The organism is Actinosynnema sp. NPDC037264 (assembly GCF_055603705.1).
Map to the genome: position 1 here is coordinate 25,317 of NZ_JBVJVK010000038.1, position 17,464 is coordinate 42,780.

Genomic DNA, 17,464 nt, shown 5'->3' on the forward strand with positions numbered 1-17,464 from the left:
GCGGGAGCCCTGAGGTTGCCGCACCCCCGCGTCGGTGCGAGGTCTGGAGGAACCCTTGCCGCACGAAGCAGTCACCGATCCCGGGCCGGGCCCGGCCGGGTTCGAGGTGGGCGGTGTGTTCGGCGTGCGGGTCGGTGGCGCGCCCGTGGCCGACCTCGAAGCGCTGCGGTGCGGGCGGGCGTGGGCGGCGGCGGAGGAAGTCGTTGCGCTCCAACGGTGGCTGAGGGACGAGGGCGCGGCGTTGTCCGACCTGCTGCACCCGGTGATCGGGCGTTGCGCGGACGAGGACCGGCCGCTCTTGGTCGCGTTGCGGCGGGCGGTGTTCCAGGGCAAGCGGCCGGCCGGACGGGTGTGGTCGGTGCGGCGGTCGTTGCCCGAGGGCATCCGGGCACGGGTGGAGCACTGGGCCGACGCGCTGGTGCGGGCCGGTGACCTGACCGCGGGGGTGCCGGCGGCGCTCGCCGCCGACCAGGCCGCGGCACGGGAGGCGGTGCGGGTGGCGGCCGGGCGGGACGCGTTCCGGTTCGCCCTCGTGCTGGGCAGCCCGGACCTCACGCGGGAGGCGTCCCGGTGGCTCGACGACGGGGTGGGGCCGCGTCCCCGCGCGGTGGCGAGCCTGGCGAAGTACCTGGCCCGCGCGGCGGCCAAGCCGAGCCCGTACGCGTCGTTCACGGTGAGCGGGCTGGGCGGGTGGGGGAGTGCCGGCCCGGCGGTGGCGACCTCGGGCGACCTCGGGTGGCGCGGCGTCGTGGAGCTGGACCGGGCGGCGGTGCTGGCGCTGTGGTCCGCCCTGGCCGGGCGCCCGGAGCTGCGCGACCACGTGGGCCTGCGGGTCAACCCCTCGGTCGAACGGGAAGGCGACCGGTGGTGGTTCCTCGGCGCCGGCCCCGACGAGCCGGTCGTCTCCGTGGCGGACGCCGTGCGCGACGTCCTCGACTTCGTCCGCACCACACCGGCACCCACCATCGGGTCGCTCGGCCGCCACCTGGCCCCGGCGCCCGACGACCGGGTGCGTGACGACCGGGTGCGCGACTACGTGGACCGACTGGTGTCCTTGGGCCTGCTGGAGGCGCGGCGGCCGTTCCCGGACCAGTCCGCCGACCCGTTGGACCACCTCGCGCGCTGGGTCGAGGCCCACGCCGCCGGATCACCGTGGCCGGGGCGACTGCGGGACCTGCGCGCGGCGGTGGCCGGCTACGGCACGTCGACCGCGGCGGCGCGCCGCGTCGAGCGCTCGCGCCTCGTCGGCGACCTGCTCGACGCGCTGCTGACCGCCCTCGGCCGGCCGCCGTGGTCGCCGGACCGGCCCGTGCTGCTGGAGAACGCGGTGCTGCCCCGACCGGTGGTCGTCTGCTCGCGCGAGCGGTGGCGGCCGGTGCTCGAGGACCTGGAGGCCATCCGCGGCTTCCTCGGCGTGATGGACCGCTCGCTGCCCGTCAAGCTCGCGCTCGCCGAGTTCTTCCGCGCCACGTTCGGCGCGCGGGCCAGGGTGCCGTTCCTGCGGCTGTACCGGACGTACCGAGCCGATCCCGGCCCGCGGACCACCCCCGTGTCGTGGCGGGCCGTCGCCGCGGGCCTGTACGGCGACGACGACGGCGTCCGGGAGACCGTGTCGGTCGACCCGCAGGTGCTCGCGAAGCTCGCCGCGTCCTGGCCCGCGCACGTCCGCGCGCCGCGCTCGGTGTGCTGCTACGGCCAGGAGCTGCCGGGCCCGGACGGACCGGGGTTCGTGCTCAACACCGTGCGCACCGGCTACGGCTGGGGCATCACCCGGGTCGAGCACCTGCTCACCGCCGCCGGCGTCGTCACGCCCGCCCGCGCGCCCGTGCCCGGCCCGGACGTGGCCCTGGCCGAGTGCCGGGCCGCCTTCGGCTCGCAGCTCAACCAACGCGCGGCGGCGGTGCCGCACGTCATCGACTACCCCGGCGGCGAGCCGGGCGGACGTCCGCTGACCGACCTGTGGGTCCGGCAGGACCCGACGAGCGGCCGGCTGCTGCTGTGCGACGACGGTGGCCGCGAGGTGCGCCCGCTCGCCCTGGGCATGCTCGTGGAACGCGCGCTGCCGCCGGCGTTGCGGTTCCTGGTGGCGGTGTTCGGCGAGCCGCAGACGGCGTTCGCGCCCAACCCGGCCTGGGACGACGTCGGCTGGCGCGCCCCGGTCGACGGCGTCCGGCGCAGGCCGCGGCTGGCGGTCGGGCGGGTCGTGGCGGTCCGCGCCGGGTGGCGGGTGCCCGCCGCGCACGTGCCCGTCCGGGCGAAGGGCCGGTCGGACGCGGACTTCCTGCTGGAGCTGGCCCGCTGGCGCGGCGCGCACGGCCTGCCGCGCCGGTGCTTCGTCCGCACGACCGGCCGTCGCGACGCGTCGCGCAAACCGGTCTACGTCGACTTCGCGAGCTGGTTCCTGCTGCCCTCCCTGCCGCGCGGCGCCGACACCGACGTGATCTTCGAGGAAGCGCTGCCCGACCCGGCGGACGCACCGCGGCACGGCGGGCACGGGCGCCGCGTCACCGAGTACGTCTTCGAGCTCTCCGCGACGGACCGGCATGGCTGAACCGGTCCGCCACTGGGTCGCCGCGCACGTCTTCCACCGCGGCGACCAGGACCTCCTCGTCACCGGGGCGATGGCCCCGGTGTGCGAGGAGCTGACCCGGGCCGGGCAGGTCGCCGGCTGGTTCTTCCTCCGCTACTGGGAGGGCGGACCGCACGTGCGCCTGCGCCTGCTCGCCAGGGCCCCGGCGGCCGGCATCCGGTCGGCGGTGGTGCGGTCGTGCGCACGGCACCTGGCCGACCACCCGTCGCCCCCGGACGGCTGGTCCCAGGGCGACTACGAGGCCGTCGCCCGCCGCCGCGCCGAGGGCGAGCGCCTGGCCAAGTGGGACCGGCGGCTGCGGGCGGTCGACACCGTGGAGTTCATCGCCTACGAGCCCGAGCACCACGCGTACGGCGAGGGCCGGGCGCTGCGCGCCGTCGAACGGCACTTCGCCGACTCCAGCCGCATCGCCGTCCACCTCCTGGCCGCACCTCCCGAGCGGCGGGCGGGCGCGGCGCTGGCCATGCTCACGCTCGCCCTCGCGGTGTGCGAACCCGACCTGGAAAGGGCCGCCTCCCGCTTCGCCGCGGTGCGGACCCGGCTGCCGTCACCGCGCCACCACGCGGACCGCCGTGACGACCTGCGCGACCAGACCCGGCGGCTGTGGGAGCACGCGTCCTCCGACCCCGCCGACCTCGCGCGCACCGACGTCCTCGGGGCGTGGTGGCGGTCGATCCGGGTCCTGCACGCGACCCTGACCGGGCTGCGGGCGCGGGGCGACTTCGCGCCAGTGGACGCGCTGTCGCCGTTCGCCGGCCTGGCGCGGGCGCTGCGACCCGACGACCCGGTGGTCCCGTACGTGGTCCTGCGCTGCGCGCACCTGCTGTGCAACCGCCTCGGCCTCTCGGCGGCCACGGAGGCGCGACTGGCCTCCCTCACCGCCCGAACGCTGTCCGAACTCCCCGATCACCACGACGAGGTGGCACCGCTGTGACCGTCGACGCCGAACCCTCCCGCCCGGACACCCGCACCACGTGGCACAGCCTGCACGTCTACTACTACGACCCGGACAAGGACCGGCTCATCCTCGACGCGGTCCGCCCTGTCTTCCAGCACCTGCGCTCCCGCGTGGCCGGCCTCTACCTCGCCCGGCACTGGCGCCAGGGCCCGCACCTGCGCCTGTTCGCCAAGACCGACCCGGACACGTGGGCGCGCGTGGTCCGGCCGCGCATCGAGGCCGTGGTCGGCGAGTACCTGGCCGCGCACCCGTCCACGACCGAGCCCGACCTGGCGCACGACCTGGCCCAGCACCGGCTCCTGGCCCGGCGCGAGAAGGAGCACGGGCCGCTGGTGCCGTGGTTCCCCGACAACTCCATCCACGAGCAGCCCTACGACACCAGGCCGCACGTGATCCGCAGCGCGGAGACCGGCGAGCTGATGGCCTCCTTCGCCTCCGAGAACACGAACCTGCTGTTCCGGATGCTCGACCAGGTCCGCGCCGGCGCCGACGCCAAGGAGCTGATCGCGCTGGAGCTGATGCTGGCCACCACGGTGACCGCGTGCCCGCCCGTCACGGCGGGGTTCGCGTCCTACCGCTCCCACGCCGAGGGGTTCCTGCACTCGTGCGCCGACCCGGACGCCGTCCGCGCGGCGTTCGACGCGCACTACGAGGCGCACCGCGAGACCCTGGTCGCCCGCACGCGGGCCGTGCTCGCCACCCTGGAGGGCGGTGCGAACCGCACCCCGTACGCCCGCCGGTGGGCCGCCCGGTGCCACGACTACGGCCGGCGCGTCGAGCCGCTGATCGCGCAGGACCTGGTCTTCCCGCCGATACCGGCCGAACCGCCCGCCGCCCGGCCGCGGGCCCCGATGCACGCGCTGATGTTCGGCAACCGGGCCTACCGCGAGGCCGTGTTCCGCAACCCGGACTTCCTCCGCTACCGGTTCCTGCTCAACTGCACGTACCTCCAGATCAACCGGCTCGGCCTGACCCCGTTCCAGCGCTTCCGCACCTGCCACGCGGCGGCGAACGCGGTGGAGGAGATCTACGGCATCTCCGCCGTGGACACCATCCGGACCTACGTGGAGTTCCACCCGAACCCGACGGCCTGACGGAGCCCGCCGCCGTCCTCCGGCCGCCGCGCCGCGTGCCTCCGTTCGGCAGGCGAAGGGTGCTCGTGTTCACAGGACCGGTGTGATCACGGGCGTGCCCCGGGGCCTGTCCCGCTGGATATTGGAATCGGATGGTTCTACCGTGGGTTACAGGTGTTCTGACCGAGCGTGACCGGTTTCGGTGGGTGGGCCGTCAGGGTGAGGGCGGCGCTGTGGGGACGTTCACGAGGGGGCCGGGATGGGGCATTCGGCAGATCGGTCGTGGTCTCGGCAGAGCAGGGACGCTCCGCTGTTCGAGGCGTTCCTGCCGTTGGGGCGAGGAGAGGTCGTGCCCGTCGAGCACGTCGACGCGGCCACGGGGTCGCCGTGCGCGGCCGATCGCGCGCTGCGCCTGCTGGTGGTCGGGCGTGACTGGGTCGGCGCGATCCGGTGCGCCGAAGAGGCGTTGGAGGACGAGGCCTGTCGCAGCCGCGAGGTCTGCGTCGCACGGGCGCTGTCGACGTTGATCTACGGCGGTGAACTGGTCACCGCCGACGCGCACAGCCTGCTCAACGCCGACCGGCCGGAGGTCTCCGGCGTGGTGGCGCTGCTCCAGGCGCGCATCGCCCGGCTGTTCGGCGACGTGGAGCGCGCGCACGCGCTGCTCGGCCGGCTGATGTCGGCCGACACGCAGCTCGAGACCCGACTGGTCGCCGCCGGCTGGGCGGTGGAGCTGCTGGCCGAGTGCGGCGACGCGGCAGGCGCCCGCGCGCTGGCCCGGGAGCACCGGCTGGACGAGGCGCTGGACGCCGGCGTCGCGTGCCGCCCGGTGCTGCTCGCCGCACGCGGCGCGATGGCGATGGCGGACGGGCGGCCCGGTCTGGCGGTGGCCCAGTACCTGGGCTGCGGGCGGGAGCTGATCGCGCGCGGCGTGGCCAACCCGGCGGTGACGCCGTGGCGCAGCGAGGCGGCGCTGGCGGCGTTCTCGGCCGGGCGGGACCAGCTCGCCGTCGCCCTGGCGCGGCAGGAGTACGAGGCCGCCGTGCTGTGGGGCGAGTCCCGCACGGTCGGGCGCGCGTTGTGCGCCCTGGCCGTCGTGGACGCCGACGGCCAGGAGGTCGAGCGCCTCAGCGAGGCCGGGCAGCTGCTGGAGCTGGCGCAGGCTTGGCCGGAGCTGGCGCGGTCGCACTACGAGCTCGGCATCCGGCTGGCCGCGCGCGGCGACGTGGTGGGCGCCCGGCAGCGGTTGCAGTGCGCGTACCGGCTGGCCCGGCAGACCGGCAACCCGCAACGGGCGCAGCTGGCCGAGCGCGCGCTGGCCGCCGTCGCCGCTCCGCCGCGCAGGCCGGCGTTGACCCGGCAGCAGGCGCGCATCGCCGAACTGGTGGTCGCAGGATACTCGAACAAAGAGATCGCGACGAAACTGTTCCTGGCGCTGCGCACGGTCGAGTTCCACCTTTCCAACACCTACGAAAAACTCGGCGTGACCGGCCGCGACGAGCTGCGCGCGGCACTGGAGCACTACGCCTGAGGCACTACCCCGTCCGCCCCGCGTCCCATTAGGCGACGCGGGGCGGTGACGTGGGTCACAAATTGTCGGTCGCGAGTTTGCGGGTCGACCGTAGTATCCGGGCGCAACCCTTGTCGGCGTCGAAGCGGCCGTGCCAGCATCGATCCCGTGTGAATGAGCGTGTCCCACACCGACAATTCCGATAAGTCGTGGATCGGGACCGGCGCAACTCATCGCGAATGTGACGAAGGGTTAACGCGAGCCATGGCCGAAGAAGCCGATCTGGCGGCGCAGGTGAAAGCGCTCGCCGCGCGCGTCGACGAGTTGGAGCAGGCGCGGGCGCTGCACGAGCTGCGCAACCGCCTGCCCCGGTTGATCAACGACGGCGCGTGGGGGAGCGTCGGCGAGCTGTTCACCGAGGACGCGCACCTCGACTACGGCGAGGTCGGTCGGGCCGACGGCCGCGCCGCCATCGCGGAGTACTTCGCGGGACTGCCCGCCCGGATCGACGCGGACAACCCGGTCGCGTCCGGGGTGCTGGTCAAGCAGTTCGTGCACGGGCACGACGTGGAGGTCCGGGGCGACCGGGCGAGCGGCGTGTGCTTCTTCGAGGAGAAGGTCGTCTTCGACCGCGAGGCGTACCTGGTAGCGGGCAAGTTCACCGACTCGTACGCCCTGGTGGACGGCCGCTGGCTGTTCGACCGGATCACCCTCACGCCGTACTGGGTGATCCCGCACGACCGCGGCCACGGCCGCTGACCGCAGTCGCCCGAGGGGGAGGGTCCATGCTCCAGCAGAACACCACCAAGCGCATCGGCTACTGGCTGCTCCTGCTGCACCAGGCGTTCGACGCCGCGACCACGACCGCGTTGCGGGACGTGGGGATCGACCGGCGGCAGTGGCAGGTGCTGCACGCCATCACCATCGGGGTCGGCACCGTGCCGGCGATCGACGAGGCGTTCGCGCCGTTCCTCGTGGCGGACCGCGAACAGTCCTACCGGCCGGTCGTCGAGGATTTCGTCGCGCGCGGCTGGGCCGAGTTGGACGGCGACGCGATCACCCTGACCGAGGCGGGCGCCGCAGCGCACGCGAGGGCCGAGGTGCTGGTCAACGCGCACGCCGACGAGCAGTTGCGCGGCATCACGCAGGAGGAGTTCCTCGCGGCCAACGACGTGCTGCGGCGGATCGCCGAGAACATGCGGGACAACGGCTCGCTCTGACCGTTCAGGTCGATTTTCCCCGGAATTGTTTCCGGGGCGGTCGAACCTGCCCGGAGCACGGTCGTGTGGGAAAACGGGGATGGGGGTCCTACCGTGCGAAAAGTGCTGATCGCCAATCGCGGCGAGATCGCGGTGCGCGTCGCCCGCGCGTGCCGCGACGAAGGACTGGAATGCGTGGCGGTGTACGCCGAGCCCGACCGGGACGCGCCGCACGTGCGCCTGGCCGACGAGGCGTTCGCGCTGGGCGGCGACACCCCGGCGACGAGCTACCTCGACATCGACAAGGTGCTCGCCGCCGCACGGGAGTCCGGCGCGGACGCCGTGCACCCCGGCTACGGCTTCCTGTCCGAGAACGCCGGGTTCGCGCAGGCCGTCCTGGACGCCGGGTTGACCTGGATCGGGCCCTCGCCCGACGCGATCCGCGCGCTCGGCGACAAGGTGCAGGCCCGGCGCATCGCCCGCGAGGTGGGCGCGCCGCTGGTGGCGGGCACGCCCGCGCCGGTCGACGGGCACGAGGAGGCGGTCGCGTTCGCCGACGAGCACGGGCTGCCGATCGCGATCAAGGCGGCGTTCGGCGGTGGCGGCCGCGGCCTGAAGGTGGCCCGGACCAGGGAGGAGATCCCCGAGCTGTTCGAGTCGGCGGTGCGCGAGGCCACCACCGCGTTCGGGCGCGGTGAGTGCTTCGTGGAGCGCTACCTGGACCGGCCGCGGCACGTGGAGACGCAGTGCCTGGCCGACCGGCACGGCACCGTCGTGGTCGTCTCCACCCGGGACTGCTCGTTGCAGCGCCGCCACCAGAAGCTGGTCGAGGAAGCGCCCGCGCCGTTCCTCACCCCGGAGCAGAACGCCGAGCTGTACCGGGCGTCCAAGGCGATCCTGGCGCACGTCGGGTACGTCGGCGCGGGCACGTGCGAGTTCCTGGTCGCCCGCGACGGGACGATCTCGTTCCTGGAGGTCAACACGAGGCTCCAGGTCGAGCACCCGGTGACGGAGGAGGTCACGGGCGTCGACCTGGTGCGGGAGATGTTCCGGGTCGCCCGCGGCGAGCGGCTGGACGACGTGGACCCCGTGCCGCGCGGGCACTCGCTGGAGTTCCGGCTCAACAGCGAGGACCCCGGTCGGGGCTTCCTGCCCGCGCCGGGCACGGTGACGCGGTTCGCGCCGCCCTCGGGGCCGGGCGTGCGGCTGGACTCCGGCGTGGAGAGCGGCACGGTCGTGCGGCCCGCGTGGGACTCGCTGCTGGCCAAGCTGGTCGTCACCGGCGCGACGCGCGGGCAGGCGCTGCGCCGGGCGGCCCGCGCGCTGGCCGAGTTCCAGGTCGACGGCGTGCCGACCACGCTGCCGTTCCACCGCGCGGTGGTGGACGACCCGGCGTTCGCGGGCGAGCCGTTCGCGGTGCACACCCGGTGGATCGAGACCGAGTTCGACAACCGCGTGCCGCCCTACGACGGCGAGCCGCACGAGGAACCGGCCGCCGCACCGCGCGAGACGGTGGTGGTCGAGGTGGGCGGCCGTCGGCTGGAGGTGTCGTTGCCGTCGCCGGCGCCCGCCGCGCGCGGACCCGTCGCCACGGCGGTGCGCAAACCGCGGGCGGCGGCGCGCAAGGCCGCCGCGACGGGCGACGAACTGGTGTCGCCCATGCAGGGCACCGCCGTGAAGGTCGCCGTCGAGGAGGGCGGGCGGGTCGCCGCGGGCGACCTGGTCCTGGTCGTCGAGGCGATGAAGATGGAGCAACCGCTGCTCGCCCACCGGGCGGGCGTCGTGCGCGGCCTCACCGCGAAGCCGGGCGACGCGATCGCCGCCGGCGCGGTCGTCTGCCGGCTCTCCGAATGAAGCCTTCCACCCCCGAGGAGGGGACTGTGTACGCATCGGTCGTTGTCGTGGGCGCGGGACCCGCGGGTCTCATGCTGGCCGGCGAGCTGCGGTTGGCGGGCGTCGACGTGGTCGTGCTCGAACGGCTGCCCGAGCGCACCGGCGAGTCGCGGGGCATCGGGTTCACCATCCGCACGATGGAGGTGTTCGACCAGCGCGGCCTGCTGCCGCGGTTCGGCGGGATCGAGACGGGCACGTTCGGGCACTTCGGCGGCATACCGCTGGACCTCGGCGTGCTCGGCGCGGCGCGCGAGTCGGCGAAGACCGTGCCGCAGCACCGCACCGAGGCCGTGCTGGAGGGCTGGGTGCGCCAACTGGGCGCGGACGTCCGGCGCGGCACGGAGTTCGTCGGGTTCGAGGAGGACGCCGACGGCGTCACCGCGCACGTCCGCGGCACCTCGGAGACGGTGCGCGCCCGCTACCTCGTCGGGTGCGACGGCGGTCGCAGCACGGTGCGCAAGCTGGCCGGGTTCGACTTCCCCGGCACGGACGCCACCACCGAGCTGCTGATGGCCGACCTGCGCGGCATCGACATCGAGCCGCGGATGATCGGCGAGCAGGTGCCCGGCGGCATGGTGATGACCGCGCGCCTGCCCGACGGGACCACGAGGGTCATCGTGGGCGAGCGCGGCACCCCGCCGCGCCGCCGCACCGGACCGCCGGCGTTCGCCGAGGTCGCGGAGGTCTGGAAGCGGCTCACCGACACCGACATATCGCAGGCCGAGCCGGTCTGGGTGAGCGCGTTCGGCGACGCGGCCCGCCAGGTCACCGAGTATCGCCGCGGCCGCGTGCTGCTCGCGGGCGACGCCGCCCACGTGCACCTGCCGGCCGGCGGCCAGGGCATGAACACCGGCGTCCAGGACGCGGTGAACCTGGGCTGGAAGCTGGCCGCCGTCGTCAACGGCACGGCGCCGCCGTCCCTGCTGGACACCTACCACGCCGAGCGGCACGAGGTCGGCCGCCAACTGCTGGTGAACACCCGTGCGCAGAGCACGTTCATCCTCGGCGGCGCGGAGGTCGCGCCGCTGCGGGAGGTGTTCGCCGAGCTGCTGCGCTACCCGGAGGTGCAACGCCACCTCGCGGCCCGGGTGAGCGGCCTGGACATCCGCTACGACGTCGGCGGCGGCGAGAACCCGTTGCTGGGCCTGCGGTTGCCCCACCTCGACCTGGCCCGCGGCCACCACCGGACGAGCGGCGCGGAGCTGCTGCGCCGGGGCCGGGGCGTCCTGCTCGACCTCGCGGACAACGCCGTCCTGCGCCGACGGGCGGCTCCCTGGGCCGACCGGATCGACGTCGTCACCGCGACCGCGGCCGACGACCTCCCCGGCGGGACCACGGCGGTCCTCGTCCGGCCCGACGGCCACGTGGCCTGGGCCGCGCCGGGCAGTCACCACGACCTGCCGACGGCCTTGGACCGCTGGTTCGGACCGGCCGGCTGACCAGGAGGAGGACCGATGCACAGCACCTTGATCGTGGCCCGGATGGACCCGGGATCCGCGGGCGACGTCGCCGCGCTGTTCCGGGAGTTCGACGAGAGCGACATGCCGGGCCGCATGGGCACCCGCCGGCGCCAGCTCTTCCACTACCGCGGCCTGTACTTCCACCTCCAGGACTTCGACGACGACCACGGCGGCGAGCGCATCGAGGAAGCCAAGGGCGACCCGCGCTTCGTCCGGATCAGCGACGACCTGAAGCCGTTCATCGAGGCCTACGACCCGAAGACGTGGCGCTCGCCCGCGGACGCGATGGCGAGCCGGTTCTACCACTGGAGCACACCGTGACCAACCGTCGAGTGGTGATCACCGGGGTCGGCGTCACCGCCCCCGGCACACCGGGCGTGAAGAACTTCTGGGACCTGCTCACCGCGGGCCGCACCGCCACCCGCCGCATCTCGTTCTTCGACCCGTCGCCGTTCCGCTCCCAGGTGGCGGCCGAGGTCGACTTCGACGCCGAGCTGCACGGCCTCGGGCCGCAGGAGGTCCGGCGCATGGACCGGGCCGCGCAGTTCGCCGTCGTCACCGCCCGCCAGGCCGTGGAGGACAGCGGGCTGGAGTTCTCCTCGGTCGACCCCGGCCGGGTCGGCGTGACCATCGGCAGCGCGGTCGGCGCGACGATGGGGCTGGACCAGGAGTACCGGACGGTCAGCGACGGCGGTCGGCTGGAGCTGGTCGACCACCGCTACGCCGTGCCGCACCTGTACAACTACCTCGCGCCCAGCTCGTTCGCGACGGAGGTCGCCTGGGCGGTCGGCGCGGAGGGTCCGAGCACGGTCGTCTCGACCGGCTGCACGTCGGGCCTGGACGCGATCGGCTACGCCACCGACGTGATCCGCGAGGGTTCGGCGGACGTGATGGTCGCGGGCGCCACCGACGCGCCGATCTCGCCGATCACCGTGGCCTGCTTCGACGCCATCAAGGCCACCACGCCGCGCAACGACGACCCCGAGCACGCCTCGCGGCCGTTCGACGCGAGCCGCAACGGGTTCGTCCTCGGCGAGGGCGCGGCGGTGTTCGTGCTGGAGGAGCTGGAGAGCGCCCTCGCCCGCGGGGCGAAGGTGTACGCCGAGGTCGCCGGGTACGCGACCCGGTCCAACGCCTTCCACATGACGGGCCTGAAGCCGGACGGCCGGGAGATGGCCGAGGCGATCCGGGTCGCGCTGGCGCAGGCGCGGCTCAACCCGGAGGACATCGACTACGTCAACGCCCACGGTTCGGGCACCAGGCAGAACGACCGGCACGAGACGGCGGCGTTCAAGCGGAGCCTGGGCGAGCACGCCTACCGGGTGCCGGTCAGCTCGATCAAGTCCATGGTCGGCCACTCGCTGGGCGCGATCGGCTCGATCGAGGTCGCCGCCTCGGTGCTGGCCATGCAGCACGACGTGGTGCCGCCGACGGCGAACCTGCACGACCCGGACCCGGAGTGCGACCTGGACTACGTGCCGCTGGTGGCCCGGGACTGGAGGACCGACGCGGTGCTGTCCGTGGGCAGTGGCTTCGGCGGCTTCCAGAGCGCCGTGGTGCTCACCGACCTGGGGCGGGTGCGGTCGTGAGCGTCGTCGTCACGGGCCTCGGCGTGGCCGCGCCGACCGGGCTCGGGGTGGACGCCTACTGGGCCAACACCCTGGCCGGCGCCGGCGCGCTGGACCGGATCTCCCGGTTCGACCCGTCGAGCTACCCCGCCCGGCTCGCGGGCGAGATCAGCGACTTCGTCGCCGAGGAGCACCTGCCGGGCAGGCTGCTGCCGCAGACCGACCGGATGACCAGGCTCGCGCTGGTGGCGGCCGACTGGGCGTTCGCCGACGCGCGGCTCGTGCCGTCCGAACTGGCCGACTACGACATCGGCGTGATCACCGCCAGCCACTCCGGCGGCTTCGAGTTCGGCCAGAACGAGCTGCGGGCGCTGTGGAGCAAGGGCGGCCAGTACGTCAGCGCCTACCAGTCGTTCGCCTGGTTCTACGCGGTGAACAGCGGCCAGATCTCCATCCGCAACGGGCTGCGCGGCCCGAGCAGCGTGGTGGTGAGCGACCAGGCGGGCGGCCTGGACGCGGTCGCGCAGGCCCGCCGCCAGATCCGCAACGGCACGTCGGTGGTGCTGGCGGGCGCGGTCGACGCGTCGATCTGCCCGTGGGGCTGGGTCGCGCAGCTCACCAGCGGCCGGCTCAGCGAGCACGACGACCCGCGGCGCGCCTACCTGCCGTTCGACGAGGACGCCGCCGGGCACGTGCCGGGCGAGGGCGGCGCGCTGCTGGTGCTGGAGGACCAGCAGCACGCCACCGCCCGCGGCGCGCACGTCTACGGCGAGATCGCCGGCCACGCGTCCACCATGGACCCGCCGCCGGGCAGCGACCGCGCGCCGACGTTGCAGAAGGCGATCCAACGCGCGCTGGCCGACGCGGGCGCCGTGGCCGACGAGATCGGCGTGGTGTTCGCCGACGCCGCGGCCGTGCCCGAGCTGGACCGGGCCGAGGCGGAGGCCGTCACGAAGGTCTTCGGCCCGCGCGGCGTGCCCGTGACCGCGCCGAAGACCGGGACGGGTCGGCTGTACTCCGGCGCCGCGCCGCTGGACCTGGCCGCCGCGCTGCTCTCCCTGCGCGACGGCGTGATCCCGCCGACGGTCAACACCCGCCCGTCCGAGCGCTACGAGCTGGACCTGGTGACCGGCGCGCCGCGCCGCGCGGACCTGAAGGCCGCGCTGGTGATCGCGCGCGGGCACGGCGGGTTCAACTCCGCGGTCGTCGTCCGCGCGCCCGAACCGACCTGAGACTGCCGAGAGGAACCACCATGTCCGTGAAGTTCACCATCGACGACCTCAAGCGCATCCTCCGCGAGGGCGCCGGCACGGACGAGGCCGTCGACCTCGACGGCGACATCGCCGAGAGCGACTTCGAGGAGCTGGGCTACGAGTCGCTGGCGCTGCTGGAGACCGGCGGTCGCATCGAGCGCGAGTACGGCATCTCCCTCGACGAGGACGCCCTGGCCGACGCGCGCACGCCCGCCGCCCTGGTCGACCTCGTCAACTCCCACCTCGCCGCCCAAGCGGTCTGAGCACGAAGGAAAACCCATGACGGACAACGGAAAGGTCGCGCTGGTCACCGGCGCGACGAGCGGCATCGGCCTGGCGACCGCGCGGCTGCTCGCCGAGCAGGGCCACCGGGTCTTCCTGTGCGCCCGCGGCGAGGAAGCGCTGCTGCGCACCGTCAAGGACCTCCAGGACGAGGGCCTCGACGTGGACGGCACGACCGGCGACGTGCGCGAGAAGGACGACATCCGCCACGTCGTGCGGGCCGCCGTCGACCGCTACGGCCCGATCGACGTGCTGGTGAACAACGCGGGCCGCAGCGGCGGCGGCGTGACCGCCGACATCGAGGACGACCTGTGGCTCGACGTCATCGCCACCAACCTCACCAGCGTCTTCCTGGTCACCCGCGAGGTGCTCAACACCGGTGGCATGCGCGGCAAGGACCGCGGCCGGATCATCAACATCGCCTCCACCGCGGGCAAGCAGGGCGTGGTGCTCGGCGCGCCGTACTCGGCGTCCAAGCACGGCGTCGTCGGGTTCACCAAAGCCCTGGGCAACGAGCTCGCGCCGACCGGCATCACGGTCAACGCGGTGTGCCCCGGGTACGTGGAAACCCCGATGGCGCACCGGGTCCGGCAGGGCTACGCGGCGGCGTACAGCACCACCGAAGAGGCGATCATGGAGAAGTTCACCGCCAAGATCCCGCTCGGTCGGTACTCCACGCCCGAGGAGGTGGCGGGCCTCGTCGGCTACCTGGCCTCCGACACGGCCGCCTCGATCACCGCGCAGGCGCTCAACGTCTGCGGCGGCCTGGGCAACTTCTGAGCAGCACCGACCGAGGAGGACACCCATGACCGGCTTCCCGGTCCGCGAGGTCGAGCACGAGATCACCGTGCAGGCGCCGCCCGCGGACGTCTACCGCATGCTCGCCGAGGTGGAGAACTGGCCGCGGCTGTTCCCGCCGTCGGTGTACGTGGACTGCGTGGAGCGCGAGGGCAACCGCGAGCGCATCCGGATCTGGGCCACGGCCAACGGCGAGCCGAAGAACTGGACCTCGCGCCGCGAGCTCGACCCGGACAACCTGCGCATCACCTTCGCCCAGGAGGTGTCGTCGCCGCCGGTCGCGGAGATGAGCGGCACCTGGGTCATCGAGCCGCAGGGCGAGCAGACGCGGCTGCGGCTGCTGCACACCTACCGCGCGATCGACGACGACCCGGAAGGGCTGGAGTGGATCGACCAGGCGGTCGACCGCAACAGCAAGGCCGAGCTGCCGTCGTTGAAGGCCAACGTCGAGCTGGCCACCAGGACCGCGGAGCTGACGATGTCCTTCGTGGACTCGGTCACGATCGACGGCGCGGCCAAGGACGTGTACGACTTCGTCAACGACGCGGGCCGGTGGACCGAGCGCCTGCCGCACGTGGCGTCGGTGACGTTGACCGAGGACACGCCCGGCTTGCAGGTGCTGCGGATGGAGACGCTCACCAAGGACGGCTCCGCGCACACCACCGAGTCGGTCCGGGTCTGCTTCCCGCACCACAAGATCGCCTACAAGCAGACCACCCTGCCCGCGCTGATGACCCTGCACACCGGCTACTGGACGTTCGAGGAGGACGAGCACGGCGTCACCACCGCGTCGTCCCAGCACACCGTGATCATCAACCCGGACACCATCGCCAAGGTCCTCGGACCGGACGCGGGCGTGGCCGAGGCGAGGACGTTCCTCCGCGACGCGCTGGGCAACAACAGCCGGGCGACGCTCGGCCACGCCAAGGCCTACGCGGAACAGCGGCGCTGAGGCGATGGACACCGACGTCGTCGTGGTCGGGGCGGGCCCGGTCGGCCTGCTGCTCGCGGGCGACCTGTGCGCGAGCGGCGCGCGGGTCACCGTGCTGGAGCGGCTGACCGAGCCCACCACCGAGTCCCGAGCCTCGACCCTGCACGCCCGCACCGTGGACGTGCTGGCCGAGCGGGGCGTGCTGGAGGCGCTCGGCGGGCTGCCGCCGGGCGGACCCGGCCACTTCGGCGGACTCCGGCTCGACCTCACGGCGGCCGACCCGGGTCACCGCTTCGCCGGGCAGTGGAAGTGCCCGCAGGCCGGGCTGGAGCGGGTGCTGGGTGAGCGGGCGGTCCGACTGGGCGCGCGGGTGCTGCGCGGCCGGGAGCTGACCGACCTCGTCGAGCGGGAGGACCACGTCGTCGCGGTGGCCGGTGCCGACCGGATCACCGCCGCGTACCTGGTCGGCTGCGACGGCGAGGAGAGCACCGTGCGCGTCCTCGCCGGGTTCGACTTCCCCGGCCGGGACGCCACGCTGGAGATGCTGCGGGCCGACGTCGAGGGCGTCGACCTCCCGGACCGGCGGTTCGAGCGGCACCCGAACGGCCTGGCCACCGCCCACCGCTGGCCCGACGGCAGCACCCGCGTCATGGTGCACGTGTTCGGCTCCACGCCCGCGGCGCGGTCGGGTCCGCCCGCGTTCGCCGAGGTCGTCCGGGCGTGGGCGGAGGTCACCGGCGAGGACATCGGCGGCGGGCGGCCCACGTGGCTCAACGCGTTCGGCAACACCAGCCGGCAGGCCGCGACCTACCGCCGGGGCCGGGTGCTGCTCGCGGGCGACGCGGCCCACCGGCAGATGCCGGTGGGTGGCCAGGCGCTCAACCTCGGCCTCCAGGACGCCGCCGAACTCGGGCAACGGCTGTCGGCGCGGCTCGCGGGCGACGACGACGGCCAGCTGGAGCACTACGACGCCGTCCGGCACGCCGCGGGCGCCCGGACGCTGACCAACATCCAGGCGCAGGCGCTGCTGCTGCTCGGCGGGCCGGAGGTGGAGCCGCTGCGCGAGGTCTTCGGCGAGCTCATGCGCTTCGACGCCGTGCAGGCGCACCTCGCCGGGATGGTCAGCGGCCTCGGCACGGCGCCCGCACCACAGCACACACCTCAGGAGAGGACCACCATGGGCAAGCTCGAAGGCAAGACCGCGCTGGTCACGGGCGCCAGCCGGGGCATCGGCCGGGCCACCGCGCGGCGGCTGGCCGAGGAGGGCGCGCTGGTCGCCGTCCACTACGCGAGCAACGACGAGGCCGCGGCCGAGACCGTGGCGCTCATCGAGAAGGACGGCGGCCGGGCGTTCGCCGTGCGGGCGGAGCTGGGCGTGCCCGGCGACGTGCACGAGCTGTTCCTCGGCCTGGAGCGGGGGCTGCGCGAGCGCACCGGCGCCACCACGTTGGACATCGTGGTGAACAACGCGGCGGCGCAGACCGCGGCGGGCCTCGCGCCCGAGGACGTGACGCCGGAGGACTTCGACCGGCTGATGGCGGTCAACGCCAAGGCGCCGTTCTTCATCGTGCAGCGCGCGTCGGAGTCGCTGGCCGACGGCGGGCGGATCATCAACATCTCGTCCGGCGTCACCAGGGTCGCCAACCCCGAGCAGGTGGCGTACTCGATGAGCAAGGGCGCGATCGAGCAGCTGTCGCTGCACATGGCGCGCCACCTCGCGCCGCGCGGCATCACGGTGAACTCCGTCGCGCCGGGCATCACCGACAACGGCAGCCCCGTGTTCGACATCCCGGAGGCCGTCGAGGCGATGTCGCAGCTGTCGGCGTTCAAGCAGGTCGCGAAGGCCGACGACGTCGCGAACGTGGTGGCGTTCCTGGCGACCGAGGACGCGCGCTGGATCACCGGCGCGTTCATCGACACCAGCGGCGGCACCCTGCTGGGTTGAGATC

15 protein-coding genes are annotated in these 17,464 nt (G+C 74.0%); all 15 read left to right on the plus strand.

Going from position 1 to position 17,464, the window contains the following annotated elements; genetic code table 11:
- Positions 1–55 precede the first annotated feature (55 nt).
- The 15 genes from ACZ7GX_RS31245 to ACZ7GX_RS31315 all read left to right on the plus strand — a co-directional run bounded on the left by ACZ7GX_RS31245 (position 56) and on the right by ACZ7GX_RS31315 (position 17,460).
- A complete protein-coding gene (locus ACZ7GX_RS31245) occupies positions 56–2,551 on the plus strand; it encodes a lantibiotic dehydratase (RefSeq protein WP_498781812.1) in 2,496 nt (831 codons plus the stop codon).
- Positions 2,544–3,524: a thiopeptide-type bacteriocin biosynthesis protein gene (locus ACZ7GX_RS31250; protein ID WP_498781813.1), complete on the plus strand. Its 981-nt coding sequence runs from the start codon at positions 2,544–2,546 to the stop codon at positions 3,522–3,524. The genes ACZ7GX_RS31245 and ACZ7GX_RS31250 overlap by 8 nt, the downstream gene beginning before the upstream one ends.
- Entirely contained in the window at positions 3,521–4,642 is a 1,122-nt protein-coding gene (locus ACZ7GX_RS31255) for a thiopeptide maturation pyridine synthase (RefSeq protein ID WP_498781815.1), read from the plus strand. Before ACZ7GX_RS31250 ends, ACZ7GX_RS31255 begins: the two co-directional genes overlap by 4 nt.
- Before the next feature lie 328 nt (positions 4,643–4,970).
- The gene (locus ACZ7GX_RS31260) at positions 4,971–6,152 is read left to right on the plus strand and encodes a helix-turn-helix transcriptional regulator (protein ID WP_498781817.1); all 1,182 of its coding nucleotides are present in this window, start codon (positions 4,971–4,973) and stop codon (positions 6,150–6,152) included.
- A 243-nt stretch (positions 6,153–6,395) separates the two neighbouring features.
- Positions 6,396–6,890, plus strand: coding sequence for a nuclear transport factor 2 family protein (locus tag ACZ7GX_RS31265; RefSeq protein WP_498781819.1), 495 nt, complete (start codon positions 6,396–6,398; stop codon positions 6,888–6,890).
- A 26-nt stretch (positions 6,891–6,916) separates the two neighbouring features.
- Positions 6,917–7,351 (plus strand): winged helix DNA-binding protein, encoded by a 435-nt coding sequence (locus tag ACZ7GX_RS31270; RefSeq protein WP_498781821.1) that lies wholly within the window; start codon positions 6,917–6,919, stop codon positions 7,349–7,351.
- 93 nt (positions 7,352–7,444) lie between these two features.
- Positions 7,445–9,184, plus strand: coding sequence for an acetyl/propionyl/methylcrotonyl-CoA carboxylase subunit alpha (locus ACZ7GX_RS31275; protein WP_498781823.1), 1,740 nt, complete (start codon positions 7,445–7,447; stop codon positions 9,182–9,184).
- A 26-nt stretch (positions 9,185–9,210) separates the two neighbouring features.
- Complete coding sequence (locus tag ACZ7GX_RS31280; protein ID WP_498781825.1) at positions 9,211–10,662, plus strand: FAD-dependent monooxygenase; 1,452 nt, start codon at positions 9,211–9,213, stop codon at positions 10,660–10,662.
- Between the two features lie 15 nt (positions 10,663–10,677).
- Entirely contained in the window at positions 10,678–11,004 is a 327-nt protein-coding gene (locus ACZ7GX_RS31285; RefSeq protein WP_498781827.1) for a TcmI family type II polyketide cyclase, read from the plus strand.
- A complete protein-coding gene (locus tag ACZ7GX_RS31290) occupies positions 11,001–12,272 on the plus strand; it encodes a beta-ketoacyl-[acyl-carrier-protein] synthase family protein (RefSeq protein ID WP_498781829.1) in 1,272 nt (423 codons plus the stop codon). Before ACZ7GX_RS31285 ends, ACZ7GX_RS31290 begins: the two co-directional genes overlap by 4 nt.
- Positions 12,269–13,483 (plus strand): ketosynthase chain-length factor, encoded by a 1,215-nt coding sequence (locus ACZ7GX_RS31295; RefSeq protein WP_498781831.1) that lies wholly within the window; start codon positions 12,269–12,271, stop codon positions 13,481–13,483. Before ACZ7GX_RS31290 ends, ACZ7GX_RS31295 begins: the two co-directional genes overlap by 4 nt.
- Positions 13,484–13,503: 20 nt before the next feature.
- Complete coding sequence (locus ACZ7GX_RS31300) at positions 13,504–13,767, plus strand: acyl carrier protein (RefSeq protein WP_230568304.1); 264 nt, start codon at positions 13,504–13,506, stop codon at positions 13,765–13,767.
- 16 nt (positions 13,768–13,783) lie between these two features.
- Complete coding sequence (fabG, locus tag ACZ7GX_RS31305; protein ID WP_498781833.1) at positions 13,784–14,566, plus strand: 3-oxoacyl-ACP reductase FabG; 783 nt, start codon at positions 13,784–13,786, stop codon at positions 14,564–14,566.
- A gap of 25 nt (positions 14,567–14,591) precedes the next feature.
- Positions 14,592–15,536: an aromatase/cyclase gene (locus ACZ7GX_RS31310; RefSeq protein ID WP_498781835.1), complete on the plus strand. Its 945-nt coding sequence runs from the start codon at positions 14,592–14,594 to the stop codon at positions 15,534–15,536.
- Positions 15,537–15,540: 4 nt separating this feature from the next.
- Positions 15,541–17,460, plus strand: coding sequence for an SDR family oxidoreductase (locus ACZ7GX_RS31315; RefSeq protein WP_498781837.1), 1,920 nt, complete (start codon positions 15,541–15,543; stop codon positions 17,458–17,460).
- Positions 17,461–17,464 lie beyond the last annotated feature (4 nt).